The following is a 26,035-nucleotide window of genomic DNA, read 5'->3' on the forward strand; positions in this document are numbered from 1 at the left end:
ACTCTGGCCCAGGTGCAGAACGAACTGACCGGCCAGTTCCCCGGCCTCGCCGCACTCTACGGCTCGGCTGAGAAACAGGACCGTCTCATAAGACAGGAATGGGTCAAAGCCGAGGCTTGGACTCAAAAAGCTGGTCCCCGCCAACGACGGGGAAAGAATGCATTTATTAACAACACAAGCCCCACTGAACCCACAGGGGGGGCAATTAATAGGCCCTCTACCCCTGCTATTCACCAGCTCGTGAACGATCTGGAAAATGTGCTCTACGCGGTCCTCGATCACAGGCTCAAAGACCGTGGCCGTGAGGGTCTCAGCCTGCGTTTTCTCCTCCGCGCGTTGCTTGCCTACATGCGGATGAAAGAAACAGACGTCCTCGATGTTGGATGCCGAACTCTGGCTGCAGCTGTGGGAAAGCACCATGTCACGATTGCCAGACTGTTGCCTGTCCTGGCCAGAGTTTCCGACGGCGTCCTTACTAAAGTTGCTGACGCCCGTCACAAAGCTGCCGACGTGTACGTCATCCAGCTACCAGACCAGTATCAGCAGCTGGCCCGTGAACTCACATGGCGAAAAGGAAAAATTCATTCGATACGGCCTGTATTCCGGGCTCTGGGCGACGCAGGGGCCCTTGTTTACGAGGCTATCGAGCGCGGACGCCACTCCCCCACCAGTGCAGAACTTATTCGAAGCAGCGGAATCAGTCGCTCAACCGTTGAGAAGGCCCTTGCCGCGATGGAAGGGCTGGGAATGATCCACCGGGACGGCCGGCACTGGAAGATCACCTCCACAGCAAATCTTCGCGTTCTGGCGGAACGTTTAGGCGTCATGGAGGACTACCAAGCTCACATCAGTCGGCATCGACGCGAACGTGCTGCTTGGCACGCTTACCTGGACCGCTTCATCGTTCGCCTGAATGAAGCTGATCTATACGACTCAGACCGGGAAGAACACTGGTTACCACCCGACGACGCGGCGTTGTGGCTAGCGGCTTAGCTTGGAGCCGAAAGATGTCAATGACAGTAATGATTTCTTTGACAGTAAAACAGTAATGAGCGTGTTGATGGCATTACTTCTAATGACAGTAATGCTAGTGCGCCAGGAGCTCATTCATCATCGACCGTTCCACCACTAAGCAGCTATCCATCCAGCTACCCCCCGCTGCCAGGGGAGTGGGTTTGGCAGTCAATAGTTGCAATGACAGTAATGACTTCAAGCGACACGCGTGCGGGTTGCAACAGTAATGACAGTAAAGACAGTAGATTAAAAACATGCCTACTACTCAGCAATTCGACCGGACAGGCTTGGACAGGGTTTGCGCCTTCGTGAACGGCAAGGGGGGAGTTCTTAAAACGACTCTGACAGCAAACCTCGGGGGCCTTCTTGCCGTCTCGGGCTGGCGGGTTCTGCTGGTCGACTTTGACCCCCAAGGAAACCTCGGTTTGGACCTTGGCTACCGCCATAAAGAGCAGGATGACGATGGTCTGGGCTTAGCCCAGAGTCTGATGTTCGGCGCTCCATTGAGCCCACTTAAAAACGTTCGACCCAACCTAGATGTAGTACCCGGGGGAGCGCACCTTGATCAGGCTGCGGCCGGCCTCGTTTCCCTTGCTGGCAAGGATGGACGGAAAGCCAAGCTGGCCTTGGCTGCCGCACTGTCACCGGTGGCTGAGCAATACGACATTATCTTCATCGACTGCCCTCCCGGCAACGAGCCACTCCAGCTGGCGGCGTTGGGTGCAGCTGCTCAGATCATCGTTCCGACCAAGACGGATCGCGGCGGCCGGGAAGGTTTGCTCGGCGTTGCGAAGCGCCTTGACTCGGTAATTGATGTCAATCCTGGCATCGACCTGTTGGGCGTCATCATCGCGGCCACGTCATCATCAGCCAAGTCCGTACAGCGCACCGTCAGGGAAGCTATCGTCGATGCCTTTGGTACTGAGGACGTGCTTTTTGAAAACATGGTCCGCCATGCCGAATCACCGGCCCAAGCTGTCCGCGAACGGGGAGTCCTTGTCCATGAGTTGGAGGAGCAGGTCAACTCGGGGCCGAAGTGGTACGAAGTCCTGCGGGGAACTGCCAAAGCAGGTCCGAATCAGCCGAGATCCGCTGGGAACGTCGCAGAGGATCTTCACCGTGTCGCACAGGAATTGGTGAGTCGGCTGGAAGCTGCAGAACAAAGGAATGCCTCATGAGCCAGAATCGCGAACCCATTGGTCCTCCGCCGCGCCGTCCGGTCGCTGGCGTCCAGAACCTCCTCAAGGCGAACAGGGTGCCTTCCGGTGAAATGCCCACGCCGGCCGCATTAGAGCCTGCGCGAGTTACTGAGAGGAAACAGGTCACGTTCTACATGCCTGCGCAGGACAGACAACGTGCGAAAGCGGCATACCAAGCAACTAACGGCCAAGAGATGGATGCATCCTGGTCAGAGTTCATCACCCGCGCAGTGATGAACGAGGTTCTTCGCAGGGAACGTCTCTACAACGGCGGCGATCCGTTTCCGGGCGGAACAAGGAAGCTAGCACCAGGGAGGAAACTTGCGCCCTAGCATTACTTGCAATGCTGTCAACGACAGTAATGCTAGCTCCAAAGTCCGAGCCGTAAGCGTCCTAACAACGCCGGTAGCAAAGCGACTGTAAGCGGATCCTTCACCGGGCGGCGAGGCCGGGCATGGCTTGAACTCGCACTTTCAGCGGGGCGTCAAGAAAATTGCGCCTGGAGGAAAGCGAGGTAGAGAGCCTTTGTGCTCTAAACGCCTAGCGGCACACGGCCGCAATTTCATCAATCGAGCGAATTTCGGCGCCACCTCTGCCGCCGGGCTGATATTCGCACCACTCCTCGACGAAGGCTTGTGCGGCAGCCCAAACAATAGGGGCGGATGCTGCTGCAACGAGGATGATGGTTAAGCCTGCCCATACCCAGGTTCTACGGGCAGTGACGCTTCGACGCATCATTACGAATGCCATAAAGCCGGCTATAAAGGTTGCCAGGACGGCGCTGACTTGCAGCGCCTGGTTCGAGGTAGCCCCGGTCCCGGTGAGCACGGACATCAAGGTGGCACCAGCGATGAGCGCCGCTGGAATCGCGGGCAGAACTGCCAGTGAGCAGAAGATCGTAGCCAAGCCCACGGCCACACGTGGTCGATCAGGGCTTACCCTGGCAAATTCATTGTTCAATACTTCCCCCAAGCGTTCGTTGCCCGACGCTACCAGAGCACCGCCCACCACGGTTGCGTATGTGGCAGCTCAAGTCGTTCCCTAAGCGGTTGCCTAACAGGCGCTTCCGCGTTCGGTAAGGGATCAGCGGCCGCGCAGGGGAGAGCAGTACCGCGGCGTGCCCCTAAACTGGCGCTATGAGTCCCTTGCCGGCTATGAGCGTTGTGTTGCTGACAGCAATCGCCAGGCTGAGAGCAGTGGCGCCGGTCAAGCCTGAAGATGCGCTGATGCCGGAGCCGGAGCTAGTAACGATCCTTAGCGATCCCAGGGGGCCGGAAGAGACCATGTCCAGCTTGTCGGATGTGGATCTGGCTAGGCTCTTGGACGCCCTCTATGCGCACCTGGATACGTTCAGGCCGGAACCAAGCGCCATTGTTTGGTACGAGATAGGGGTGCAGGAAAGCCTCCGCCGGGATCCTTAGGGGTAAGCACTCGCGCCAGTGCCGACGACTATTTCAAGGACTGATTCTGGTGGTGCGGTGCGCGTAGGGCATGGCATCCATCAACCCTGAGGAGAGGCCCTCGTGGCATACTCTTCACCGAACCCGACCGGGTCCACCGTCTTTCTGAGAAAGCCTATGTCCGTGGCCGATGCGTTGCTGCAAGGGTCGCAAGATCCCGGATCACTTGCTGCACTTCATGTGCCCGCCGCAATGAATGCGGAGTTTGTTGTACTGGGCGTGGTCTGACTAGGGGCTTCTTGGGTGGAGTGGGAATAGGTGCCAGACTCTTCGGGCCAACCTCGGTATGTGCTTTCTGGATTGCGAGTGGAGTACCTGTGCTCATCCGTTCCTCTTGACGTTATTATTCGGGAAGACCCCGTTGGCTGCCTGTGGGGACACTTTAGGAAGCCATGGGGTCAGGTGGGAAGCAAGTTTGTCCATTAAGGGGACTTTTTGTTGCAATCTTGAGGGTGGGACCGCTTCTGTCCGACGGCTGAACCAGCCCCCCAGGGTAAGGATTGATCAGAATGACTAAGTGACCGGCGTCGGCTGGGGGAGGGCCCCGGATATCTCGACAGGACCCACACGACGCCGGCCACACCGACCCGGGCCCAGACCGGGAACTCGCGCACACCCTGAACTCATAGTAGGACTGCCACTGTCCTCGGAACTAGGCGTTCTGGTACCTAATACACCCCTGAAGTTCCAGACGCCATGCATCGGAAAAGGTCTATTCGACCCAGGAGCGTTACCCGACGGGCCTCCCGGAATCTGTGATCTGCGCATGGCTGCAGAAACCCGCGGCCGCTGTCGGCGATCGGAATGACAGCAGCGCCTTTTCATCGACCAGCTCCGGGCTCATCGGCCAAGAGCTCGTTGCCGCGTACTGCGCCTCGAAGTTCCCTACCGAGGGCTGGATGGAACCTCCGTTAAGACTTGGAGCCCTATGGCATCCACACCACCATCGTCGAGCCAGGGTTCTTCCGCACCGAACTGCTCGTCGAAGGTGCCTCCACGATCTGGCCCGAGCTCCATCAATGAACCTTCCGGCGTGAACCATTGCCGGAAGGTCTGGTAGCCGGCGACGTTGGACACCTCGGCCTTGGCGGCCGGGTTGTTTAATTCGCGCCATCAAGGGGGAGTGGTGCGGTGGGACAGCTCAAGATTAGGGAATGCCAGGGCCTCAAAACGAGGGCTGTTGCCGCTTCAGGGCGTAACCGTAAAAACCCCGCGCCCGGGTCAGGCACCAATAAATCTTCGGGTCCTTTGCCGGCCTTTTCCATCGTTCTGGTGCCGTTTCTGGACCCGGCCGTTATACCCAATAGCAACGCCAGGTCCGCGGCAGCGTGATACTAAGCACCAAGTGGGTACCTTGCTCGTATCCGTGGGTTGAACAGTCAGCCGGTACGGCACTCAAGAGAGTCACCGACCATGGCAAATGAAGTCCACCCCTTCCATCAAGACATGACAAGCCCCCTCACCACCTCCGGCAGGATCTTCGCGTCATTCCGGCACTGGCCGACCGTGCCGGTATCGGACATCCTTCGGCTAAGACCCGTGTTCGACGTCCAGGTGGAGGAGGACAGGTCGGCCGCGGTGCAGGAGCTCTTTCACTTTGTGGACACGGAGCTCACCCGCCGCTCAGCCTCACCTGGGGGCATCATTCCTCCCGGGCCAAGATCCAGCTGTGAGGAGTCGTGCCTGGAAGCGGTTTAGGACCACCTGCTGCCCCAAGGACGTGGCGGCAGGTGATGGCGGCCCCGAGCAGGGAGGGCCGCCGCCGTGGGCCGGTTCCAGCGATTGGGGGAACCGGCCCACGGTCGTCACTTCGAGGACACGCCCCGGCCGCTCTCGACGAAGACTGCATCACTGGGGCGCGCGGCATGGTGCCGCCTCAGCAGCAGGATCCGCCGCCTATCCGGCGGGGGCTAGGATCCATGAACTGTCCGGAGTCGGCTGCGGCTCTGTTCGACGCAGCTTTCTTACCAAGAGGGCGAAAGGCAACAGCAGCAGATGAAGGATCCCGGCCGCTATCAGCAGCAACAGGAGGAGGAATAAATACGGCAGGTAGAGGAGGAAGATGCCTACAAGGACGGCGAGGTATCCGATGCTGAATCCGAAGATCGTTTCGGCATTCAACGTTTGCTCCTAAAGGTTATCCGGAGTGGTGCGTGGTGCCACTGCCTCGTCGGAGTCTTACCCTTCGAGGGCGTGCACTGGCACGGTTTCGGTGGAGTCGGGCGCGCCATGGCTTCACGCTGTGGCCCCCGCCCGTGGCCGAGGCGACCAGTGTTGACCCGTTCCGTCTGCGGCGAAGATGGAGGGCGACGGATGCAGTCAGGCCGATCCAGGCAAAGGCCGCACCGATGACAAGGAGCACTGCAGGAAGCGTGTCCACTGCGACACTTCTCCTAGAACTGAAGGGTTCGGCGGTACGCCGTAGGGCGTGGTCACGTACGGGCGTAGCCCATGCTGAACCTTGGAGTTCATAGGTCGGGTGAGGCCCGCGACTGCCCTTCGAGGGCAGAATTATGCGACGAGCTGGCGACGATGGGTCCTGTCACAGCGGCCTCCGGATGATTTGATGCTGGGCCTGCTGCTGGACTTACTGGTAGGTATAGCGTGGGGGCCGTCCATAGTCAATAGAGCGGATATTGTGCCGCTCTTTCCCTTGGAGGGGCTAGATGTTGAACTACGTTCGCGAGCGGCAAGAAGCGCTTGGAGCTACTCTCGGGCCGGCGAATCTATAAGTACGCCTCCGGTGCCGTAATCCTCGCAGTCATGGCATTGGTTTTCTCGGGGCTCCTTCCTCTGTGGGCTTTCTGGATCGTCTTTCATGGGCGACCCTCAGATCACTGTCCCGCTGTAGGATCGCCTAACGGGCGCTCTGGACCGACTGGGTCTTGTGTAGCTGGACGATGCCGGTGACGGTGAGTGCGGCCGTGCCTAGGAGGACGAGGATCAATAGCCCCAGAAGCGGGAGCTCGTGAATGGCGAGCTGTGGAATGCGGCGCGAGGGCACAGCCAGGACGCCCACGAAGGCGCCGAGCAGGCCGAAGTAGCTGCCGGTCATGAAACTGCGGTGAGCTTTGATGTTTCGCTTCCAGATGGCCCACAAGCCAGCAGTAAGTGTGAAGAAGGTCAGTGCTGAGAGTGCGTGAAGCCAATTGAACCCGCCGTCGATGGTTCTGATACCGAACGAGGTCAGTACCACGGCATACATTGAAACAGCCCAGATTCGTCCCACGATCCGATGAACGCTGCCGCCTCTGGTCCGTCGCAACAGGTTCACGGCGCCGAAGATCAGTGAGTAACTGGCGGCGACTGCATGAAGTGAGATTAAGACGTTCCACGAGGAAGGCATAGTCCGGAGCCTAGCGGACCGTTCCACAGAGGGATGGACAAACGTGCTTCCGCTTCGCCCCGGGACGTATGAGCAAGAGCAGCCCCCGTTGCTCAAGGCACGTAACAAGCAGGCTCCGGTTCCTGACCCGCCCCCGAATTCCTTCGTTTGGCCACGCTCGGTACAGCAAACTTCGCGATCTACGGGCCGCGAGCACGAGGTGCGGCGGCTGATCCGCGACTCGCTGCACTTGCCGCCAGTCGCCGCGGGCGTCCCTCCTCACCGCCCCGGCTACACGATGCCGGTCTATGGCAAAGGGCGGCTGCAAATCGGAGTAAACGCACCCTCCTACGACGGCAACGGCAAGTGCTCAGTCCGAAGTTGATGGCGATGTGAGGGGCGTGGTTAGTTCGCACGTGCAAAACCTAAGATTGAGACATACGGTGCGCTCGTTGTAATGCCCCGTAGTTCTCAGGATTGGACTCATGATGTTCAAAACACTGCTTTGTAGAATGAACTTGACGCACCACTGGTTAGCCACCGAGGTCCAGGACGGGTACTTCCGCAGGCGTTGCACGAAGTGCGGAAAATACGACCGCCACAGCAAGGCGCTTTCTGGACGCATCGGCAGCGGTAATCCGGCAAATCCCAGTAATGGTGGCCTCAACGGTATCGCCCCTTCGTCGCCCTTCATCTCACCTTAGAAATTCTTAGCCATACGGACGCTGCGCTCTCCGATCTTTTTCTGCAGGCAGCAGGGGCCCATATGGGTGCATGTCACACGATCAGGAGCTCGCCGCGCTGCGGCATGCCGTTGCCTCGCAAACTGCCACTTCCCAGGTAGGGGGCCGACGCCATCGTTAAAGGTATAGCGCCCTGTGATTTGATTCGGAGGTTGCCATGATCCAGGCCCTGCTGTGCAAGCTGAACATTCGGCACGATTGGCATCTTGAACATGCCGAAGATGGGACCGTGTATAAACGTTGTCGTCGATGTGGCAAGGATGACGATCAACGCGGCGAAGGGACGAGGGGCGATTTCAGCTCCTGGGTAGGGCCGACAGGAGGGTGAGGTCCGACCGCCCCGCAACTACATGAATGCCTAACGGTGGTGGTGTTCTAGCTAGCACATCCTCTTTGCTGTCTGCAGCAAAGCGTCTTCCATTTCGGGGACGAGCGGGGGCGCGTCCGTGACGTTAAGCTCCTGGGGCGGAAGCACCGCAGCCACCGTCACCTGCCGCTGTCCGTCCAAAGAAGACACGGATTGGATACTGTACGGCCCTCCGCCCCCGGACACGAAGACGTGGCGTATGCCCGGGCAGACGTCGTCACTTGGGTTGATGCCGCCCAAGGGAAACGGCTCGGCCTCGATCATGCTCTTCCATGTTTCCTCGCGGATCAGCCGCCCCGTGGTGAGCGCCGCAAGGAATTTGCTGAGGTCTTCAACCGTTGAAATGACTCCGGAATCAGCCGATCCGGCAACCGCGTCAATGCGTGTGAAGTCACGCCTGTTCCCGTCCTCCAGCACGTAGCCATGCAGCATGGGCTCGGGCGGCTGCCCTACCGCCGCCACATGGGTGTTGCCCATTCCGGCCGGCTCAAACACGTCCTTGCCCAGAACCTCATCGAGTCCCCGGTTGTGTTTGCGTTCCAGCAACCAGCCCAGCACTTCCCAGTCCGTTGCAGACCACACAAAATAGGACACCGGCCCTGGCGGCAGATCCACCCCCGCAGCGATTCGAAGCCATTCCTCAAACGTCAACGGGCGCGTTTGGAGCTCGTCCAGGCTCCTGGACTCAATCAGGGGTGAAAAGTAATCGGGCAGGCCGGAGGTACTGGCCAACAGGTCAGAAGAGTCTGTTTGCAGCCTGGCCGCCTCCCGCGCGCAGTATGGACCTCAGCTGTGCAGACGACTTCTGACATTCCGTGCAGCCCACTTTGGAAACTGACAGGTCCCGCGCAGTTGATGGTCAAGGCCACGTACGTAAGACCCGCACGATGATATGCACGGTGACGGGGGGATTACTGCAACCATGTTCCTTATGACTGGAATGAAGATCGGCTATGCCCGCGTCTCAACGAGCGATCAGGACCTGACCGCCCAACGAAACGCTCTCCTTGCCCTGGGTGTTGCAGAGAAGCAGATCTTCGTCGACCATGGGCTGACGGGAGCGAATCGGGTGCGCCCTGGTCTCCGTGAAGCGATGGCAGCGTGCCGGGGCGGCGATACGCTCGTGGTCACCAAACTCGACCGTTTGGCACGTTCCCTTTCCGACGCCAAGGACATAGCCGATGAACTGACCGCCAAAGGGGTAGTGCTCAGTCTCGGCGGCAGCACCCACGATCCAACTGATCCCGTAGGCCGGCTGCTGTTCAACGTCCTGGGGATGGTGGCCGAGTTTGAGGCGGACCTGATCCGGATGCGCACCCGTGAGGGAATGGCGGTCGCCAAAGCGAAGGGGCGACTGAAAGGCAAGCAGCCGAAGTTATCCAAGACGCAGCGGAAGCACCTTCTGACGCATCACGACGCCGGGCAGCACACGCAGGCCGAATTGGCGGAGCTGTTCGGGGTATCCCGGACCACGGTGTACCGCGAGCTCCAGCGGCGCTCGGCCTGAGGAACGATGGGGCAGCTCACCGAGATCCGGAAACTGTTCGGTGCCCCAAACACCATCGAGTACCGCTACCTGAAAATAGGAGATGACCAGTGAACATCGATACTGCTACCGCTGATGAGCTTTACCGCCTGCTTTTGGACGTACAGGACAGGCTGGGGTATCTGATCGAGGACGACCTCCTCACCCTGGCGCGGGATGCTGAACAGGTCCACGGCACGGCACGTCATGCCGTGGGCGTGGCCGTGCATCATCTGGATGCAGCACGGCAGGTACTGGCGGCGCTGGAAACCAGGGACGGGTCATGATCGCGCTGAGTTGGCAGTTGATGACGACCCGTGCCTTCGCTGGTGGCGGCAGGTTGGCGGTTCCTCAAGCAGAAATCTGGCGCACGGATCCGGTGACGCTGTGGGATGTGGTCGTGGACCGGCGGGCTATGAGCGCCAGGCTGGGGGAGTATCCGAGCCTGGAGCGGGTCTGGGCGTTGTCCCTGCTGGGCCGTGACAGGCAGGCGATTGATGAAGGCCGCGTGCTGCTGGCTGGTTCGGCGGACCGGTTCCGGCCCTTGCTGGTCTTGGCCTATGCCTGCCGGCGTTCGCACCGGTGGCGTGAGACTGCCTTGCTGCAGGAAGAGGCCCTGCGCCTTGCTTCGTCACCGGCCCAGGAAGCTCTGGTCCGTTACGAGATCGGTGTGCGCTTCTTTGACGAAGCCCTCTACCGGGACGCGGCAGCTGAACTGGAATGGGCTTATGACCTGTACCGGGCAGCGGGCCGTGAACGCATCGCCAGGCTTTGCCTGCCGGCGCTTAAACGGGCACGGGAAGTTCTTGCCTTGTCCCCAGTTCCTGGCTACCCGCCTATTTGAGTCGGCAGGGCTTCGGCCGCCCGGAACGGCCTCCGCCCAGATGTTTCACGCGTGGGAGGATTTCGGAATCTCCCGGGCCAGAGCCAATAAAGTCTTTGACCATGCTTCTGAGCGTGGCACCGGGGCATTCGGGAAACGACTAACTAAATCAGGGCAAGAATCCGTTACAGATTCCAGCCCTGATTCGTTTCGTGGCCTTATCAGTGTGCCGCTTCGTACTTTTCTACGATGTCCGCTTGGATACGACCGCGGGTGTTTACCTGAATCCCGTTATCCGCAGCCCACTGCCGAACAGCCTTAGCGTCCGGGCCGCCGGGGGATGAGGAAGACTTACGGCCGGAGGGTCGGCCGCGTCCTCCGGAAGTCTTGCGCGCTACAGCGGTGAAGCGCTCCAGAACCCGGCGCAATTCATCGGCGTTGTCTTTATTCAAATCAATTTCGTATTCGGTGCCATCAAGGGCGAAGTGGATACTTTCGCTCGCTTCCGAACCATCGAGGTCATCAGAAAGAATTACTACTGTCTTTTTTGCCATGAATAAAGGCTATCACTTCGACGCTTGGGCTATAACGAATACTGTGAAGCCGCCAGGTAGCAGGAGTGCGACTGGCCCGATGAACTGAGCCAAGTGCCTTATCGACTCCCACCTGGTGTCCGTTGAAATAGTTCAGGAATGAACACGGCAGTTAGTGAATCGAAAAGCCGATGATGTGATATCAGAAGGGCTCGCCCCAACCTCGCAAGTTCTGCACGAGCAGGATTAAGAACACTCAGGCGATAAGGAAACAGGCCAGCTCGCCAAACACGGCCTCGGACTACACTGCCTCGACGCAGCGACCCTGGTGCACAACATTGCTTCGCAGCGGGTGTTGGAGAAAAACGTGTTCGTCCTACGGCGCGGCCAAGGCACCTACAGCCCTACTTGGCCTTGCTTCGTCCCCGGTAGGGGGCTTGTCTGATTGAGGAAACCAAAAGCTGCACAGTATTTAGGGGCGGCTTCCCTCAAGATAAACGCAATTTATCGCATCGATGGACAAATTGCCTTTCATCTAAGCCCTGTAGCTCCCTATTGTGTTGCAAGGACGACGATGTCCTTTTCATCGAGGCGGTAGGGGCCACCGATCGTGAACACGGTGGTGCACAATATGGGAATGCGGGAAGTCCGACTGACGGTCGGGATTGAAGGCTCTTTCGGGATCCTGCATTACGCGGTTCTGGCATTTACCGCCGCCCCTACCGACAGGCAAACCAACGTTGACCAGTGCCCTTTGCCGACCAAGGATCTGCTGGAACGTGGGTTTAGGCCCGCACGAAATGCTGATGTTGAAGACATTGTTCTCAAAGCCCAGCCAGCTGACGGCAGCATTCAGTGCCGGGCTTCTACCGAGGGATTCGTTTCATTGCTAGTCGACAACAGCCTGGTGTGGTCGCGGCAATTCAATCCGGAGGACCCGGAGACAGCCCTTTGGCTCAAAGCTGCGCGAAGCAGGGGAGTGACTATCATCAGCGGTACTCATCCCCGGATAGGGGAAACCAAGTCCGATCGCGCCGCGAGAATGGAACCCCTGGTGATGGCCAAGGTTCCCACTGTGTGGACCCGTTAGCCGGACCAGCAGGACGAAAGCCTTGGCGCTCCCACTGCGGATCCCATGCTGCGTGGAAGCCGGTTTGGTTTCGGGTACTGACGGGCCACCCGCCCGGAGCCGCCACGAGCAGGTTCAGCGGCGCCAACGTCCAGAATATGACCCCCAGGGGCGAACACGGGATCGGTGTCCCTTGTCTCGCAACTAATGATGCCTATCCAGATTGAACCGCCGAGTTGTGAGACATAGTTGCAAGAACTTCCGCGGCTCGGAATCTGCCTCCATACATGCGCGGCGCGTCCATGTTGCTGAGACGCCTCGCATCCCAAGGGATTTGAGACGGCAGGCCATGGACTTAACAGTTCTGATCCCGGCCGCCGTCCGTGACCTCCGCAGCCTATGAATCCTTTGCTGATAACAGCGCCCCCTGTTGCGGATAGTTCAGGTGTTCAAACTGTCAGGTCCCGTTTCTGGATCAGGCGGCTGGCTGCAGATGCCATGGCGATGGCGATGGCTGTCATCAGCAGGGCGCCCTCCAGATGGAAGGCTTGAATTGGCATGGCCGAAGAGTGCCGGAATGGGCTTAGGTTTTGAAGCCACGCAGGCAGGCCCAGCAGTTCTCCGAACTGTCCAAGGACCAGCGCGGCGGCCAAGGCGCCCCAGCCGGCGGCGCTGCTCCAGCGGGGTGCGAGAGCGAACACCAGTACTGTCAGGGCAGGGAAGACGAGTGCTGCCGGGATGTGTGCCAGGGCGGCGGCAAAGACGGTGCAGGGGGCTGCTGCCCCCTGCTTGCCCCAGGGCTAGCACGACCGCGGCTGTGGCTCCGGAGGCAACGGCAACGGCTGTTGTCGTGAGTGCTGCGACGCCGAGGGTGCTGCCCAGCCAGCGGAATCGTGACGCCGGGACGGACAGGAGCAGTTCGGCCCTGCCTTCGGCCTCTTCCGCCCGAAGCCGTAGCACCGCTTCGATCCCGGCGGCAGCGGCCAGGACTCCAGCGATGCCCAGCATGGCAGTGGTGAACAGATCAACCAGGCCCGCGTCGCCGGGAATGATGCGGCTCATCAGTTCGATTACGGACGGGTTTCCTTCCAGTGCGTCGCGGACCACCGGGCCCAGTCCGCCGGCTACGGCCCCCAGCGCAGCGGTGGTGAAGCACCAGCTGGCCAGGCTTCCACGCTGCAGCCGCCATGCCAGGCCCAGCATCGACGCCAGGCCGGCGCCCGCCCGTTCTGCACCCGAATCATCCGCAGCGATGTAGCTGGTGCCCAGGTCCCTGCTGTTGCGGAGCGCCACGGCAACCCCTGCCAGCACTATGGCAACGGCTCCGATCACCAGCAACGGCAGCGTGTCCGTCTCGGTGAAGGGCCGGATGCGCTGGCCCCAGCCGATGGGTGTGGATAGGGAGGGCCAGGCCGCAGTGACGTGCAGCAGCGACGCGTCGGCGGTGCCAAGGGCGTCGCCGGCACCGCGGATCAGGTAGGCGCCGCCCACCAGCGCCGCTGCTGTCCCGTTGGCGCTCCGGGCAGAAGGCATGATCTGCGCTACCAGCGCGGCGGCAGCCATGAAGAACAGGCCCACGGCGCTAACAGCTGCCCCCGTCAGGAGTGATCCCTGTACCGGGAGGCCGGCACCGATGAACCCGGCGGCAACGGCCAGCGCAAGGACCACGTTTGCGCAGCTGCCGAGCAGCAGGGTTGCGTACAGGGACGTCACTCGGGCGACCTGGGTGGAACCGACCAGCCCCTCTTTGCGTCAACGGATCCTCATCGAAGCGTACCGCTGGCCCAGGGGGCGGCCCCATCGCGGGGTGGGGCGACGCCCAGCACAGATCCGCTCGCCAAACTCATGGGTCAGCACAGGTTCCCTGTCCTGACTGAATAGTCCCGGTTCTAAGGAAATGGGACACCTCAGGTGAGGACGGCTGTCAGGACCAGGCTGGAAGGGTAGACGCCAGGACCACGTGTGCCGCTGTTCCACCAAGAACGCTCATTGTGGCGTTGCGTTGCCATAGGTGCAGTCCGGCAGTGGTGATCAGTCCGGCGGCCACAGCGACGGTTAGGGGCGTGATCGATAGCGGAGTGTTTCGAACGGTGTAGAACACGAGGATGACCATGATGCCCGGCGGCATGTTTTCGTTCAGGTAGGGCAGGACGGCGCTGCGCCGCATCTGGGCTACGAAGGCGAAAGGGGCAGCGCGCAGGGTCCAGGTGATGGCGGCGCTGAGAAGGATGGCCGCGAGGATGTATGGGGTTTCAGGCACGCCGGGTCACCAGCTTCAGGGCCGCATAGCGGGTCAGCAGGAACGTCACGAAGAGGATCATCGCCGCTACGAGCATGCCGTCGCTGAAGAACAGGTTGCCAACCACCGCGCACCCCAGTGCCACGAGCGGTACGGGCACGTTCTTTCGGTTCCGGCACATGTCGATGCAGAGGACAAGGAAGAACGCGGTGAGCGCGAAGTTCAGGCCGACAACGCTCTCGGGGATGAAGGATCCGGCCAATGCTCCGATGGTGACGCTTCCTGCCCAGGCGACTTGGAAGCACGCTTGGATTGTCAGGATTCGCCGGCGGCTCCAAGTCTGCGCTTCGGGGGATGTCGTCAGGGCCCAGGCGGAGTCTGTCAGGGTAAAGGTGCTGTAGATCTTGGCGCCGATACCGTGCACCCTGTGCATGGGGAACGAAAGGGCGTAGAAGACGTGCCGGAAGTTCACGAGGAAAGCCGTGAGCGCGATGGTTGCCAGCGGCGCGACGGCGACGACCAGGCCCAGGAGGATGAACTCCAGGGATCCTGCGAAAATGACCGTGGAAAACACTGGGGCCCACCACCATGCCAAGGGCGATTGTGCGACGGCGACGCCGAAGGCAAGACCCATGGGCAGCAGACCCAGCATTGGGGGAAGGCAGAGGCGGACTGCTGCTGTGATGTCCCCGGGTTTAGCCAGGGGATGGGCGCTGACCGGGAGTTGGGCGGGTTGGGATTCCATACAGCAATCGTAGGGAGATTGGCTTGAACTGTGGTTGCCAATTAGTGCCCTACAGTGGGGAGGTGAGCAATCAAAGGAAGCTTGACGCCCTGGATCAGGAAATTTTGTTGCAGCTCTCTCAGGATGGCCGTCTTACCAATCTTGAATTGGCTCGAAGAGTGGGGCTGACACCTGCTCCCTGCCTGCGGCGGGTGCAGCGGCTTGAAGCCGAAGGAGTCATTGCCGGTTACCGGGCGGTCATCGACCCCGAAGCTGCGGGCCGGGGTTTCCGCGTCATCATGTCGGTAGAGATCACCATGACCGACCGTCAAACGGTCGAGGACTTTGAGACAGCAGTCGCTGCCCTTCCCGAGGTAACCGAAGTCCGCCGCGTCTACGGAGTGCCGGACTACATCGTCATGGTCGATGTAGCCGACGGCAACGAGTACGAACGCTTCCAGACGCAGAAAATGACCAAGCTACCGGGGATCCGGCACATCATTTCCCACCCCATGATGAAACTGATCAAAGGCCGTGACTGAGCTGCGTCGCCAAACCATGCGCCGCGCTAGCCCACCAAGGTCTAAACGAGCAGCCATTTCATGGCTTCGCTCCTGGATGTGAAGAAGCGCGTTGGGCAGGGAAGGTTTTGTACGCCAAGGGACCAGTTGGCGAGTATCCGATCTACTGGGCTGGTGCCCAGCAACGCGATGCGCGAGGCGGCGCACTTGATGATAAAAACGGATCGGTCTTGGCGGCTCAGGGATGCGGTGGTGGTCATGTCGACCAGCATTGAGTATTCCGCTTCCTGGGCGACGGCGTTCACGGCTGCCATCGCGGCCCTGGCGTCAGCGGCTTCGATTCTGACGTTGGGTTTCCACAGAAGATGAATAATGCCCTGGTCTTCCAGTGACACGGTGCCTTTGCCGCCATTGACCACGATTGGTTCCACAGACTTTTCCCCCAGGTTCGTTCTTCCACGATCCTAATAGGCTTGGCATATAACTGCAGGTCAGACCAGGGTAGGTATGCCACGGCCGCGGGTAACTGCATTGACGGGGCTTCGTGCCTGCCGGAGGATTTGCTTGGCGCGTGTTCGAACATTCTTTGATGGGGAACATCTGCCCGGGAGCTGGCTGCGGTCTGAAGACCGAGTGGGGGGAGTCAGCTCCCGTCTTACGGAAGCTCTATGCACACGACTTCGTCGGTGCGACACTGCAGTAGTGAGTATCTCCAAGTGGTGGCCACTGTTCCATTCGGGAACCCGCACATGGCTCGTCGAGCACAACGGTGAGCCGCTGCCGCAGCCTGTTGGGGCTACATCCTCGCGGTTACGGGCGGTACGGCTGATTCTGCGTGGTGGGCATCAGCGGACAGTCCACAGCTTTCCGCGGTTTTGGACTGGATCGAGGCTGCGGCCAAGGACGAGCAGCCGACTGCCGGCTGACATCTTCGCCCAGATGACGGACCCGCAACTCTTGAGGATCCTGGGCGATTCCAGGGGCCCGGACGTGGTCATTGCCGGCTTGTCGGATGTAGAACTAGCCCGATTCCTGGATGCTCTTTATCGAAACCTTGATACTCGCGTGCCGGAACCGGATGCAATCTTCTGGTTCGAGATATGCGTTGAAGAAAGCCGCCGCAGGGCGAACTGAGTTGCGACAAGTCAGCTCCCGCAAGGTTTGCAGGAGCTGGCAGGCACGTGCCCTCTATGTCGTGTGCTGCGCCTTGGTTACGGTGCGTTCCATAAGAGCGGGGCAGAGCCTACTGGCTGCTTCGGCTAGCTCTTTGGGGCGGAAGGGTTTCGTGAGGTAAGCAGCCGCGCCCGAGGCCATCCCTGCAAGAACTTCGTCATTTTCGGCCCTGGCCGTCAGAAACAGTAACGGGGCCTTGCTTAGCGCACGAATCGCGCGGGCAACCACATGCCCGTCCATGTCGGGCAGGCCCATATCCAAAGTAATCAGGGAAACGGCGGGATCGGCGGCCGCGGCGATGCCTTCCGCCCCTGTGCGGACCGCCGCACCTCGAAACCCGCGCGGGTCAGCACGATCCTGATCAGTGACCTGATGTCGTCGTCATCTTCTACGACAAGAAAAATGGGCCTTTTATCCATTCGAGCCCCCCGGCCTTCTCGGTTGCCAGCCACCTTACAAGTGACAGGTCGTGGGCAAGAGAGTGATTGCCCGGGTCGTTGCAGGCGGCGGAGTCCGCCGCCAGCGTCGTGCGTTAGCGCAGCCAGCGGCGGACCACCTGGATCACGAGCGCTTCCGCCCTGCTACAGAAGTTCATGGACAGGCTCTTGCGCCGCATCTGCTTCACGGGCAGACCTATCATCGCTTCTGCTCCTTAGGACTTTCAACAGCAGCTGCCCTGGCCAGGCACATACGAGTTCGTGGTGAACGAAAGGGGGCGGGGGAAGACGTGCGAAGGGCCCGGGCGGTGGCCCGGGCACTTCGCAGAATCCCGCTTAGCGGCGGGTGCCGTCAGTGTCTGTTTCGATGTTTTCCTTGCGGACTTCTTCGTTGACGGTGACGTTTTCGGTCACGGTGTCCTTGTCCAGGCGGACCCTTTCGACCGGGACGGTTTCCTTTTCCACCACGGGGCGTTCTTCGTGGACGGTGACTTCGTGTTCTTCCTCGCTGATCGCGGGGCCGTCCATCGCGGCGTCACGGTTTGCGTCGGTGATGGGTTCGCGTTCGATCCGGACTTCTTCACGCTGCACGGGCACCGTCTGGGTGACGTTCTCGGTGGTGACGTACTTGCGAAGTCGGGCGCGGCCGGCGGCCTGCTTCTCGGTGCCGACGCGGAGCTGCTCTTCGGAGCGGGTCATCGCATCATCGGTCGTGGGGCCGGAGGTGTCCTGCCCGACCGTGTCGCGGCCTTCGCCGGCGTCGACTGTGCCGGTCCTGGAGGTGGTGTCGGTGTACGAGGTGCCGCCGCCGAGGTTGTAGTGGGCGTACAGCCGGTCCTCTTCGGTCGGTTCAAGGTGGCCGTCTTCGGCGACCCTGGGCGCGTCCTTGACCTGGTCCCTGCTGTAGGGGACCACGATGTCATTGCCCTCAGTGCGGGCATCCTGAAGCGGGACGAACGACTCCGAGGTGCCGAACAATCCCGTTTTGACGGTAACGAAGCTGGGCTGACCCGTCTCGTCATCGGCGTAGACCTGACCGATCGAGCCAATCTTGTCCCCATCAACGCTCAGGACGTTTCCACCGGCGCTAAGCAGACGATCAATGTTTTCCTTGGCGAACATACTGCCTCCTTGGATCTATTGGGTCGAGACCATTTCGGGATGTCCCTAAACCCATAGTAAGCACACTTACTAATTCTTTTGCAAGGACGTTCGGTCCTGCGGTTGGCCAGGATGTCAGGTTGGGCCAGGGTGCCGGGCAAGGTGATGGTGCAGGATATGGCGGGTTTGCTCGGCGCAAAGCCTCAATGCACGGAGGTGGCTGGCCGCCAGCGCGGGCAACGTCGCCGGTGCGGGTTGTCGCTAAGCGCACGCAGGCTCCGTTCCAGCGTGCCGGACCTATCGGCGAGTTGTTCAGCGCCCACCATGTGGCTGGAGGTCCGCAGGCTTTGGACGGCGGCCAAGGCTCCGGTGAGGTCCCCGGTGGTCAGGGTCAGGCGCACTGCTTCCAGCCTGCGGGGCAGCTGCCCGATGAAACTGTGATGAAGGCTGCCCAGATTCCTTCATCGCCGTTCAGTTGGTTGCGCAGTTTTTCCAGCATGGACGGCTCCAGGAGGGGCGGGAGGTGGCTCCCGGGATCAGTCATGGCTGCTTTTCCTGGCAGTGCGGGGCTGTCACGTTTTGAAATGCGGGACAGGAGCGCCCCCTGGGAGGTCCTTCAGGATGGTCTCGGCGGCTTCCCCTGCTGGGACGTTGAGCTGGCTGGAGGCCTCGGTGAGGATTCGGGCAGCGTCCTGGTAGGAGCAGCGGGTCTGGCCCATGATGATCCCGCAGGCGACGTTGATGGACGTGCTTGACTGCAGTTCTTGGCGCAGCTGACCGGCTTCGGCCTGGAGCGTCCGGTGCTGTTCGGCCAGAAGGTAGCTGCTGGCCGCTACCTCGCAGAAGGCCGTGAGAGTGGTGATGACTGCGGTGGTGAAGTGTTCGTCCGTGTCCGCCAGCAGTGTCAGGACCGCCACGCGCCCTGTGTCCAGGAGCAGAGGTGCCCGAGGCCATGGACCGGTAACCGGCATCCCGGAGATGACATCGATTTCGACCTCGCGGAGTCCATCCTCAATACCGAAGGCATTCCCCCCTCCGCCCAACCCCGAGGCTAGAGTTGCTGCGCGGTACGAAGGCTGCGCAGGTCCTCGAATTGTTTTTCCTCGTCCAAGGCGACGAAGGTGGCAATTTCTTGGCGGGTTACTTCCGGGAAGCAGCGTGACCGCAGTCCGCGGCGGGTGAAGGAATGCATGCAGACAGCGTAGGGACGGGCCATGACATTTAGATCCTGAGCAGGATCCTTTACGCGGCATGGTCAGGAGATGACACAGAAAAATGAGATGCCCGTTCCGGTCGTTTGGGTCAGGTCCCGTTCGATACCCCGGGGGTTCTGCAGACGCTTATCTGGATCGTAGACGTAAGCGACGATCGCCTCACAGTTGGGGTGGGCTGGGTAGCGCCCCGCATCAACCAGAAGCTCTTCACCTAGCTTTTTTGCGCTCATGCTCTCTCGGGTCATCTTGGTCTCGACGATTACCCCCACCTCGGGCAGAACGAAGTCGACTCTTGAGTTCGCCCCTCCTCTGGAAGGGGTGTAGTCCTCGGGTCTCACATCGTCGAAGAGAGTCCGCAGCAGCGCTTCTACAAGGACCTGTAGCTCCCGCTCATCTTTAAACGCCTCTCCGATCGGCCAGTCTGGCCGGCGCTGCTGCAAAACGTGAATGAAGTCGGGGAGCCGTCTTAGAACGTTTGCAAGATCGGCGGCTACGAGTGCAGCTGGTGATTCTTCTGGTTCAGCGTCAGCCAGGAGGCTCCGTTGCTTTTCCAACCGGCTGCGCACATTGTTGAACGAGTATTGCCAGCGCTGACCCAAAGGAAACGACCCATCGGGGGCCTTCAGTACAGATTCTGTCCGAGGCTCGCTAAGGAAACGATCGATCCCGGGCTTGACCAGGCTCCCGTTCCGCTGCTCGTCAAACTTTTTTCTAATGTCCGGTGGCAGGACACGACTTGCCCGGCTATGCCAGGCGCGATAGTCGGCCCGAACAGAACCAACATCCTTGGGCCGGGGCTCTTCGCCTTCTTGAAGGGAAGCCATTCGCTCTTCGAGTTCCTCAGATTCCGCGATGAGCTGAGCGACTACCGAAGCTCTGGGAGCAGGAATGTTGTTCATAAGTAGAGCCTAGGACAACGTAACGACGATAGGAGTCCGCGGAATGCGGAAACCCCAAGACCGTGCTGGCATCACACCGTGAACAAGCTCAGGGAGTTGTCCGAGCGGCCTGGTCAGCTGGAGGAAAGGCTTCCGCTTGTTTGACCTCACGTTGTTTAGGAGGACTTTGGACGCTCCTCCATGAATTTGTCTGCCTTCGAGGCGCAGTCCCAGACGGGCATCCTGCACGGAGTGAAATCGGTGACCGCGGAGGGTGGACTATCCCGCCCGAGAAGCTCTGCTCCTACAAGGCTGTGGAGCCTGCCCGCGAGGGCTGGAGTCCACCCTGGGACGCGTCCGCGCCAGCATCCAGACTGACGAGCCGTAGACACTCTCTGTGCAGGCCAGGGGCCCACAGGCGCGGGACGCATAATCACCAGAGGTTGGGGAGCCTCCTCTGGCGCGTAAACCTCCGGCTGCTTACGCCTATAAGCATCCCTTGCCGAACGTTTTGGTGTTGGTGATTGGACTGGGTTACAGACAGCAACTGCCTTCCGTGGTCATGATTTCAGCGCCGTGGTTCGCGGCCTAACGCGACTGGGTTGGGCTGTGATTGGTTCCGGGGCGAACCGCCACCACTGATTTCAGCGTATTCCCAGTTGGATATCGTTTTTTCTGAAAACGCGAAAGAGGGGGCGGCTGTCGCGGAAAGATAGCCCTCCAGGTGACAATCCGCGTTTCAGTTTGCATTTCAATGTGTCGCAGTGTGATATCACACCGGCGGCATCAAATATTTACGGTATCTCAGTGGTAGCTATGAAACCGCAAAAACAAATGAACAATCGCGAATCTCGTTTGCCCCGGATTGTGATTCCATGAGGCCATGGAATCAACATTCGAAGCGCGGATCGCGCATCTCGCGGCAAATCCCCCAAGCTCACTCCCAACCGCGACCCCTGAGGAGACGAGGGAGCTTTTTACCAGGCTCGCGGGCCGCGGCTACCTGAAGCTGCGCCACGTCCTCGTTCAGCTGCCCGATGACCGGGACAGCAGAACCAGCACTGTTGGCACGATGATGAGCCAGCGCAAGCATCGGGCGCTGCTGCTCTACCTGCTGATCCTCACCGGTTGGTCCTGGCTCAGCAGAAGAAAAGTACCTCTTCCCGCCAACGCATGGATTCGGGCGCTGACAGCCCCTGCGGACGTAAAGAAAGCCCTCACGTGGTCCCCGTCCACCCTCTCCAGAGCCTTGGGTGATCTTGAAACGTTGGAACTGATAAAGACCAGGAGACGGGTAAGGGGGCGAACACACCTCGTCCCAAGACGCGAGGACGGTGTTGAGGAATACACAATCCCGGAGGGACTGACCGACCGCTACAACACATACTTCACGCTTCCCGACGCATTTTGGAACACCGGCCTGTTCGCAAAGCTCACCTTCCCCGGCCTGGCGATGCTTCTCATCATTGCCAAAGAAACCAGCCAGAAAGCTGAGATGTACATTCCCCACGACCAGGGGCCGGACTGGTACGGAATCTCCGCCGGGACGGTCAAGAACGGTCTCAAGAATCTTAGAGACCTTGACCTGTTGGATGAACGCCCCGAATGGAGGAAAGCACCTCTCTCCGCGACAGGCAGAACCCTAAGAACCTGGTACAGCCTCAGGGGTGAGTACAGCAACGGCGCCAGGGAGCAGCAAAGAAAACAATCACAGTCCGAACGAACCGAACGCATTACCAAGGCGCCGACGGTAACTCAGCAGCCGGACGGCGAGGTGGAATCAGCCTGAGTCCGCAAGCGACGTGCACGATCGGATTATTTGCAAGAGAGGAGGAAACCAGTGAGCAAACACGCAGCACGCAACCCGTGGAAAGCGACAAGGGCCACGAGACTGGTGCAGTCCATACAACTGCACCTCAACGTCATCGCGACCCTTGCACGGATCCTGCATCTGCTACATAACTGGTCCAACTAGCCCAAACCGGTGGCGGCTCAGTTACAGCTGGGCTGCCACCGCCCCAGCATAAACCTCTCCAGCCACTTCGCAACATGAAGTATCTGGCGCTGTGCGGGGCCCAAACTCGCGAGATACTTGCTTGTGACTTGGGAATACCTGCGGAAACAGCAATCAGCGGACCACGCCCTGGGAATTCTCAGAAACCTACTCCGCGTCCTATCCGAAGTAGAAAATTCTCTTGAGGGTGACCCCATTCTGGCCGCAACCCGATACCTGCGATGGGTTGAAAACGCAGAAGCCGACTTACGCCACGTGTACGCCCGCAGCGCTGTCGCCAGCGAGCTGTACACAGACCGGTACTGGCAGGTCAGGGCCATCGACGACCAGTCGGACTCACCTCACGGACTAATACGAGGCGAGGTGCAGGGACAATATCGCCATATTTTCGACCTCGCTCAGCAGCTGGAACGCTATCAGCGCCTGCTGGCGGCCAAAGAAGGCCAGCGTCTGGTCTTATGCGACACGAACGTCTTCATCCATGGAATGATGTTCGACCAGCTGCCTTGGAGCACGCACTTCGCAGAATCTGACGTATGCCTGATCTTTCCACTCGTCATCATCGATGAACTGGACTCCCTCAAGGACCGCGGCAACCTGCCAGGAAGAACCGCGGGAAGAGTTCTACGGAAAATCGACATGCTGCTTGACCAGCACGATGCCTTCGCCCGCATGCAACGGAAGGGAGCCACTGTATCCGTGCAGCTCGTTGACGAACCTTTTGGGTATGCCAGGTTTCCAGGCAACGATGACGAGATCGTGCGCCAGGCCGGCTACTTCGCCTCCATGAGTGGAAATAAGCTGACACTGGTCAGCAGGGACAGGGGAATGAGGATCCGTGCAGCAGCTGCCGGAGTCAGTGCCATGGCCCTTTCACCCGAATTTGAAAAGGCAAAGGAAGACAACGAATGACAGAGGCTGAAGAAATCGCGAACTACCCCGTTACCAAAGTCCCCAAGACCCCCAGCGAAACCAGAAACCTTCTGGCCACTGAACCCCCCATGTGGGAGTACCTGCTCTTTGCCGCCTACCTACATGAAGGTAAGAGAAGGATCGAACCCAAATGGCGTGACTACCATCTTGGTCTGATCACAGCCCAAGGAACTACTGTCACGAAATCGGAGGTCGCTGACGTCCTGAAAGAGTCCATGGCGAGAATGCAGGCTACCGTCGGAAACCTTGACCGGCTGATGACCCAGGACGCGCAACGAAAGGCCTTCGGCGACCCCGGGAAGCCCGGAGATCCAGACTTCATCAAACATCTCGCCGACCGAATCATTGACATGTACGAGGAACTCATCGACTGGGCAACTCAGTCAAGATCGTTGCGGCTTCCTACACGAGCCCAGCACATGGCCGACCTTACCGCCAACTTCGTATCGCAGCCGATTACAGAAACGCGACGCTTCATTGACGACTTCGTAAAGGATCTGGAAGCGGTCATGAACAGACTGAAATCCGGTGAAAACGAGGACACTATCGTGCTCCAAATGCCCATCGTCTTCGACATACCTAAGCCGATATTGAAGGCATACGAAGCCGGCCTGAAGAAGGCCTTGGGCTAACGCCCTGCAGCCCAGTACTGGCCCGATCCTGCCAACCCGACAGAACGGTCGAGCATCCACAAAGCACCTCGACCCAGCCGTCGCATGTCGTGGGAACGTGGGCATAATATTTCACGCTCTTCCGATTTCCACAGAGTCTTCCAGCAATACCACCGTAATGTCTAGTGTGCACTTGACTTGCTTGTCTAGAGCGGGATAGACTAAAATAATGGTGAAGCGAAAAGAACTGTTGAAGCAGCTGCGGAAGGTGGCCAAAGACCGTGGCGTGGAGTTTATCGAAACTGAGGGCGCCAATCACACTCGGGTGTGGGTCGGAGAGGCGTACACCACGGTACCGCGGCATAGTGAGATTGATGATCTTCTGGCCAAGAAGATCATGAAGCAGATCGGAGAATGAGGATGCGGAAGTTGACGGCACGTGCCGAGCGGGGCACCGGTTGGTGGGTTGTTGAGGTTCCTGAAATTGAGGGCCTCCTGACCCAGGCCAAAAGCCTGAGCCAGGTGCCAGCCATGGTCAAGGACGCGGCAGCGCTTATTACCGGCGAACCGGAAGAGTCGTTCGACGTTGAGGTGGTCCCGGTAATCGCTGAGGATATTAGGGAACACCTGCTAGCTGCACGGAAGTTGTTTGAGGAAGCTGCCCGGGCACAGCATTCAGCCGCGGAAGAATCCCGGCTTGCCGCCCGCGAGCTGGCCGCAAGCGGACTGACTGTGAGGGATGTTGGAGCGGTCCTGGGCGTCTCGCACCAGCGTGCGCACCAGTTGGTCAGCTAGTCGAATTTCGTCTCCTGCCCCTCGCCCACCTGTGCACGGCAAAAGCCCAATCGCTGCGCTGCTTTTCCCGCGCACACCTGGACGACCGGACCCACTTGACCGCTTGTGCACATTCGCCGAGGCACCGCCGCGGTAAAGGTTCTGGCGGTTTGCCGGTGAATATGCACAAGCTCGAATGGGGTAGACATCTGGGACCAACGACGGAAGCCCGCACCGATGGTGCGGGCTTCCGTCGTCTAAAACGATCATGGTGGCTGCAGCGGGTTAGTATCCTTCTTCAAGTTCGCGGCTGCCATCGATAATAACCCTTTGGTATCCCTCGTCAGAGAGGATAAGCCGACCGTCCAGCAGTTCGCGGGCGGTCTGAGTGTCCAGGTAGCGGCGCGCTTGTTCGTAATAGGGGACTTGAAAGCGGAACAGCAAATCCAGTGTTGGATTTAGTGTTGTTCCGGGAGCAAAGCAGAAGGGATCGGTGTCTTTCCCGTCCCATAGGAGTTCTGACCACTGCTGGAGTCCCTTGGTGCCAAGGAGCTGATCGGTCTCCCAGGAGTAGCCACTGTTGTCGTCACAGGTAATTTTGTGCACGACCCTATATTCCGTCGCCAGCGATCGTTCGGGAACTTCTCCCGTCGCAGGGTCCTGGTTCTTTTGCTGGTATGCCCAGGTGATGATCCCCGTCTTCTCGGCTGTAACGTTCCCCGGTTGGCCGTACATGGTTTCGGCCTCTTTCGTGCGAAGAATGTGGCCGCCAATATGTCGCAGTACCAAACCGTAAGAGGGGCATCTACTTCTATTGTCACTTGTTCTTCTTTCCTTTTCGGTACACAAGAATTCCGAGGCTGTGCACAGCCACCGCTCTCCCATGGCGACGTGCGCGCGGGTGGTGGCGTGGTGGTTGTGTGCAGGTGGTCCGGTGGGTCCCGTCGTCCGGGTGTGTGCGGGAAAAGCAGCGGAGCGGTTGGGCTTTTGCCGTGCACATGTGGGCGAGGGGCAAGCTACCCGGCCGAGACGCTTTCTTCGCCTACGGTTTCTGCCTGGGCAGACGTTGCGCGGCGGGACTTGCTGGTCCCGCGCGGGCGGCCGCCGGCTTTACGGGCCGGAGCGTCGATGCCGAATCCCCGAAGGTCTGTTTCGGTCCAGTCCGTGCGGAGCGCGGCGGCGTAGTCCTTGGCGTATTTCTGTTCAGCGGCGGCGAGCAGTTCGGCTGCCTCGCGCAGTTCGATGCCGCTGGCAGCAACGGTTCTGACGGCGTCTACTTTCCGGTCACGGGCGGCGTCGATTTTGGCTGCCGCTTGGGCGGCAATTGCGTTGATGTCCATGCCACGAGCGTAACCGCC

At 59.9% G+C, this 26,035-nt stretch carries 33 protein-coding genes; 15 read left to right on the forward strand and 18 right to left on the reverse strand.

The features are described from left to right. Window positions 1–12 precede the first annotated feature (12 nt). The 3 genes from ACFVYC_RS18485 to ACFVYC_RS18495 all read left to right on the forward strand — a co-directional run bounded on the left by ACFVYC_RS18485 (window position 13) and on the right by ACFVYC_RS18495 (window position 2,545). On the forward strand, window positions 13–993 hold the full coding sequence (locus ACFVYC_RS18485) for a hypothetical protein (RefSeq protein ID WP_387552975.1): 981 nt from the start codon (window positions 13–15) through the stop codon (window positions 991–993). Between the two features lie 275 nt (window positions 994–1,268). Continuing rightward, complete coding sequence (locus ACFVYC_RS18490) at window positions 1,269–2,192, forward strand: ParA family protein (protein WP_387552977.1); 924 nt, start codon at window positions 1,269–1,271, stop codon at window positions 2,190–2,192. Then, on the forward strand, window positions 2,189–2,545 hold the full coding sequence (locus ACFVYC_RS18495; protein ID WP_387552979.1) for a hypothetical protein: 357 nt from the start codon (window positions 2,189–2,191) through the stop codon (window positions 2,543–2,545). Before ACFVYC_RS18490 ends, ACFVYC_RS18495 begins: the two co-directional genes overlap by 4 nt. 208 nt (window positions 2,546–2,753) lie before the next feature. Here ACFVYC_RS18495 and ACFVYC_RS18500 read toward each other — a convergent pair whose 3' ends face one another. Beyond that, a complete protein-coding gene (locus ACFVYC_RS18500) occupies window positions 2,754–3,173 on the reverse strand; it encodes a hypothetical protein (RefSeq protein WP_387552981.1) in 420 nt (139 codons plus the stop codon). 176 nt (window positions 3,174–3,349) lie between these two features. Here ACFVYC_RS18500 and ACFVYC_RS18505 point away from each other — a divergent pair, with 176 nt between their 5' ends. Beyond that, on the forward strand, window positions 3,350–3,634 hold the full coding sequence (locus tag ACFVYC_RS18505; RefSeq protein ID WP_387552983.1) for a hypothetical protein: 285 nt from the start codon (window positions 3,350–3,352) through the stop codon (window positions 3,632–3,634). A 1,452-nt stretch (window positions 3,635–5,086) separates the two neighbouring features. After that, window positions 5,087–5,371 (forward strand): hypothetical protein, encoded by a 285-nt coding sequence (locus ACFVYC_RS18510; protein ID WP_387552985.1) that lies wholly within the window; start codon window positions 5,087–5,089, stop codon window positions 5,369–5,371. Window positions 5,372–5,569: 198 nt separating this feature from the next. Here ACFVYC_RS18510 and ACFVYC_RS18515 read toward each other — a convergent pair whose 3' ends face one another. From ACFVYC_RS18515 to ACFVYC_RS18525, 3 genes are all read right to left on the reverse strand, one after another. Further along, a complete protein-coding gene (locus ACFVYC_RS18515) occupies window positions 5,570–5,794 on the reverse strand; it encodes a hypothetical protein (protein ID WP_387552987.1) in 225 nt (74 codons plus the stop codon). Window positions 5,795–6,530: 736 nt separating this feature from the next. Next, window positions 6,531–7,019 (reverse strand): DUF2306 domain-containing protein, encoded by a 489-nt coding sequence (locus ACFVYC_RS18520; protein WP_387552989.1) that lies wholly within the window; start codon window positions 7,017–7,019, stop codon window positions 6,531–6,533. A gap of 1,101 nt (window positions 7,020–8,120) precedes the next feature. Next, window positions 8,121–8,840: a serine hydrolase domain-containing protein gene (locus tag ACFVYC_RS18525; protein ID WP_387552991.1), complete on the reverse strand. Its 720-nt coding sequence runs from the start codon at window positions 8,838–8,840 to the stop codon at window positions 8,121–8,123. 208 nt (window positions 8,841–9,048) lie between these two features. On the opposite strand from ACFVYC_RS18525, the gene ACFVYC_RS18530 reads away from it, so the two are divergent. The 3 genes from ACFVYC_RS18530 (at window position 9,049) to ACFVYC_RS18540 (ending at window position 10,477) form a co-directional block, all read left to right on the forward strand. Continuing rightward, window positions 9,049–9,615: a recombinase family protein gene (locus ACFVYC_RS18530; RefSeq protein ID WP_387553041.1), complete on the forward strand. Its 567-nt coding sequence runs from the start codon at window positions 9,049–9,051 to the stop codon at window positions 9,613–9,615. An 89-nt stretch (window positions 9,616–9,704) separates the two neighbouring features. Continuing rightward, window positions 9,705–9,920 carry a hypothetical protein gene (locus ACFVYC_RS18535; RefSeq protein ID WP_387552993.1) on the forward strand — a complete coding sequence of 72 codons (216 nt, stop codon included), beginning with the start codon at window positions 9,705–9,707 and terminating at the stop codon, window positions 9,918–9,920. Continuing rightward, window positions 9,917–10,477 (forward strand): hypothetical protein, encoded by a 561-nt coding sequence (locus tag ACFVYC_RS18540; protein WP_387552995.1) that lies wholly within the window; start codon window positions 9,917–9,919, stop codon window positions 10,475–10,477. Before ACFVYC_RS18535 ends, ACFVYC_RS18540 begins: the two co-directional genes overlap by 4 nt. Window positions 10,478–10,677: 200 nt before the next feature. Here ACFVYC_RS18540 and ACFVYC_RS18545 read toward each other — a convergent pair whose 3' ends face one another. After that, on the reverse strand, window positions 10,678–11,010 hold the full coding sequence (locus ACFVYC_RS18545; RefSeq protein WP_387552997.1) for an Lsr2 family protein: 333 nt from the start codon (window positions 11,008–11,010) through the stop codon (window positions 10,678–10,680). Between the two features lie 589 nt (window positions 11,011–11,599). On the opposite strand from ACFVYC_RS18545, the gene ACFVYC_RS18550 reads away from it, so the two are divergent. Beyond that, on the forward strand, window positions 11,600–12,079 hold the full coding sequence (locus ACFVYC_RS18550) for a hypothetical protein (protein ID WP_387552999.1): 480 nt from the start codon (window positions 11,600–11,602) through the stop codon (window positions 12,077–12,079). 420 nt (window positions 12,080–12,499) lie between these two features. On the opposite strand, the gene ACFVYC_RS18555 is transcribed toward ACFVYC_RS18550, so the two are convergent. From ACFVYC_RS18555 to ACFVYC_RS18565, 3 genes are all read right to left on the reverse strand, one after another. After that, entirely contained in the window at window positions 12,500–13,771 is a 1,272-nt protein-coding gene (locus tag ACFVYC_RS18555; protein ID WP_387553001.1) for a hypothetical protein, read from the reverse strand. A gap of 211 nt (window positions 13,772–13,982) precedes the next feature. Further along, window positions 13,983–14,318 (reverse strand): branched-chain amino acid transporter permease, encoded by a 336-nt coding sequence (locus ACFVYC_RS18560; protein WP_387553003.1) that lies wholly within the window; start codon window positions 14,316–14,318, stop codon window positions 13,983–13,985. Beyond that, a complete protein-coding gene (locus ACFVYC_RS18565) occupies window positions 14,311–15,042 on the reverse strand; it encodes an AzlC family ABC transporter permease (protein ID WP_387553005.1) in 732 nt (243 codons plus the stop codon). Before ACFVYC_RS18565 ends, ACFVYC_RS18560 begins: the two co-directional genes overlap by 8 nt. Before the next feature lie 62 nt (window positions 15,043–15,104). On the opposite strand from ACFVYC_RS18565, the gene ACFVYC_RS18570 reads away from it, so the two are divergent. Continuing rightward, entirely contained in the window at window positions 15,105–15,563 is a 459-nt protein-coding gene (locus ACFVYC_RS18570) for an Lrp/AsnC family transcriptional regulator (protein WP_387553007.1), read from the forward strand. Between the two features lie 41 nt (window positions 15,564–15,604). Here ACFVYC_RS18570 and ACFVYC_RS18575 read toward each other — a convergent pair whose 3' ends face one another. The 8 genes from ACFVYC_RS18575 to ACFVYC_RS18610 form a co-directional block, all read right to left on the reverse strand. Beyond that, complete coding sequence (locus ACFVYC_RS18575; RefSeq protein ID WP_387553009.1) at window positions 15,605–15,973, reverse strand: STAS/SEC14 domain-containing protein; 369 nt, start codon at window positions 15,971–15,973, stop codon at window positions 15,605–15,607. Between the two features lie 757 nt (window positions 15,974–16,730). Beyond that, a complete protein-coding gene (locus ACFVYC_RS18580) occupies window positions 16,731–17,015 on the reverse strand; it encodes a response regulator transcription factor (RefSeq protein WP_387553043.1) in 285 nt (94 codons plus the stop codon). Window positions 17,016–17,488: 473 nt separating this feature from the next. Beyond that, entirely contained in the window at window positions 17,489–18,274 is a 786-nt protein-coding gene (locus tag ACFVYC_RS18585; RefSeq protein ID WP_387553011.1) for a DUF2382 domain-containing protein, read from the reverse strand. Window positions 18,275–18,456: 182 nt separating this feature from the next. Continuing rightward, window positions 18,457–18,654 carry a hypothetical protein gene (locus tag ACFVYC_RS18590; RefSeq protein ID WP_387553013.1) on the reverse strand — a complete coding sequence of 66 codons (198 nt, stop codon included), beginning with the start codon at window positions 18,652–18,654 and terminating at the stop codon, window positions 18,457–18,459. After that, window positions 18,645–18,797, reverse strand: a complete 153-nt coding sequence (locus tag ACFVYC_RS18595; RefSeq protein ID WP_387553015.1) for a hypothetical protein — start codon at window positions 18,795–18,797, stop codon at window positions 18,645–18,647. The genes ACFVYC_RS18590 and ACFVYC_RS18595 overlap by 10 nt, the downstream gene beginning before the upstream one ends. A 28-nt stretch (window positions 18,798–18,825) precedes the next feature. After that, a complete protein-coding gene (locus tag ACFVYC_RS18600; protein WP_387553017.1) occupies window positions 18,826–19,170 on the reverse strand; it encodes an ANTAR domain-containing protein in 345 nt (114 codons plus the stop codon). Window positions 19,171–19,304: 134 nt separating this feature from the next. Beyond that, window positions 19,305–19,445: a hypothetical protein gene (locus tag ACFVYC_RS18605; RefSeq protein ID WP_387553019.1), complete on the reverse strand. Its 141-nt coding sequence runs from the start codon at window positions 19,443–19,445 to the stop codon at window positions 19,305–19,307. Between the two features lie 63 nt (window positions 19,446–19,508). Then, on the reverse strand, window positions 19,509–20,366 hold the full coding sequence (locus ACFVYC_RS18610) for a hypothetical protein (protein ID WP_387553021.1): 858 nt from the start codon (window positions 20,364–20,366) through the stop codon (window positions 19,509–19,511). Window positions 20,367–21,228: 862 nt separating this feature from the next. Here ACFVYC_RS18610 and ACFVYC_RS18615 point away from each other — a divergent pair. From ACFVYC_RS18615 to ACFVYC_RS18635, 5 genes are all read left to right on the forward strand, one after another. Beyond that, on the forward strand, window positions 21,229–22,134 hold the full coding sequence (locus ACFVYC_RS18615; RefSeq protein ID WP_387553023.1) for a hypothetical protein: 906 nt from the start codon (window positions 21,229–21,231) through the stop codon (window positions 22,132–22,134). A 480-nt stretch (window positions 22,135–22,614) separates the two neighbouring features. Beyond that, window positions 22,615–23,271 (forward strand): PIN domain-containing protein, encoded by a 657-nt coding sequence (locus ACFVYC_RS18620; RefSeq protein ID WP_387553025.1) that lies wholly within the window; start codon window positions 22,615–22,617, stop codon window positions 23,269–23,271. Continuing rightward, on the forward strand, window positions 23,268–23,924 hold the full coding sequence (locus ACFVYC_RS18625) for a hypothetical protein (RefSeq protein WP_387553027.1): 657 nt from the start codon (window positions 23,268–23,270) through the stop codon (window positions 23,922–23,924). The genes ACFVYC_RS18620 and ACFVYC_RS18625 overlap by 4 nt, the downstream gene beginning before the upstream one ends. 208 nt (window positions 23,925–24,132) lie before the next feature. Next, window positions 24,133–24,321, forward strand: coding sequence for a hypothetical protein (locus ACFVYC_RS18630; protein ID WP_387553029.1), 189 nt, complete (start codon window positions 24,133–24,135; stop codon window positions 24,319–24,321). Between the two features lie 11 nt (window positions 24,322–24,332). Then, entirely contained in the window at window positions 24,333–24,698 is a 366-nt protein-coding gene (locus ACFVYC_RS18635; RefSeq protein WP_387553031.1) for a type II toxin-antitoxin system HicB family antitoxin, read from the forward strand. Window positions 24,699–24,962: 264 nt separating this feature from the next. On the opposite strand, the gene ACFVYC_RS18640 is transcribed toward ACFVYC_RS18635, so the two are convergent. Next, the gene (locus tag ACFVYC_RS18640) at window positions 24,963–25,412 is read right to left on the reverse strand and encodes a hypothetical protein (RefSeq protein ID WP_387553033.1); all 450 of its coding nucleotides are present in this window, start codon (window positions 25,410–25,412) and stop codon (window positions 24,963–24,965) included. 281 nt (window positions 25,413–25,693) lie between these two features. Further along, the coding region (locus ACFVYC_RS18645) for a hypothetical protein (RefSeq protein ID WP_387553035.1) at window positions 25,694–26,035 on the reverse strand (342 nt) is incomplete at its 5' end.

The sequence above is a fragment of the Pseudarthrobacter sp. NPDC058329 genome (assembly GCF_042879835.1).
Taxonomy (GTDB): Bacteria; Actinomycetota; Actinomycetes; order Actinomycetales; family Micrococcaceae; genus Arthrobacter.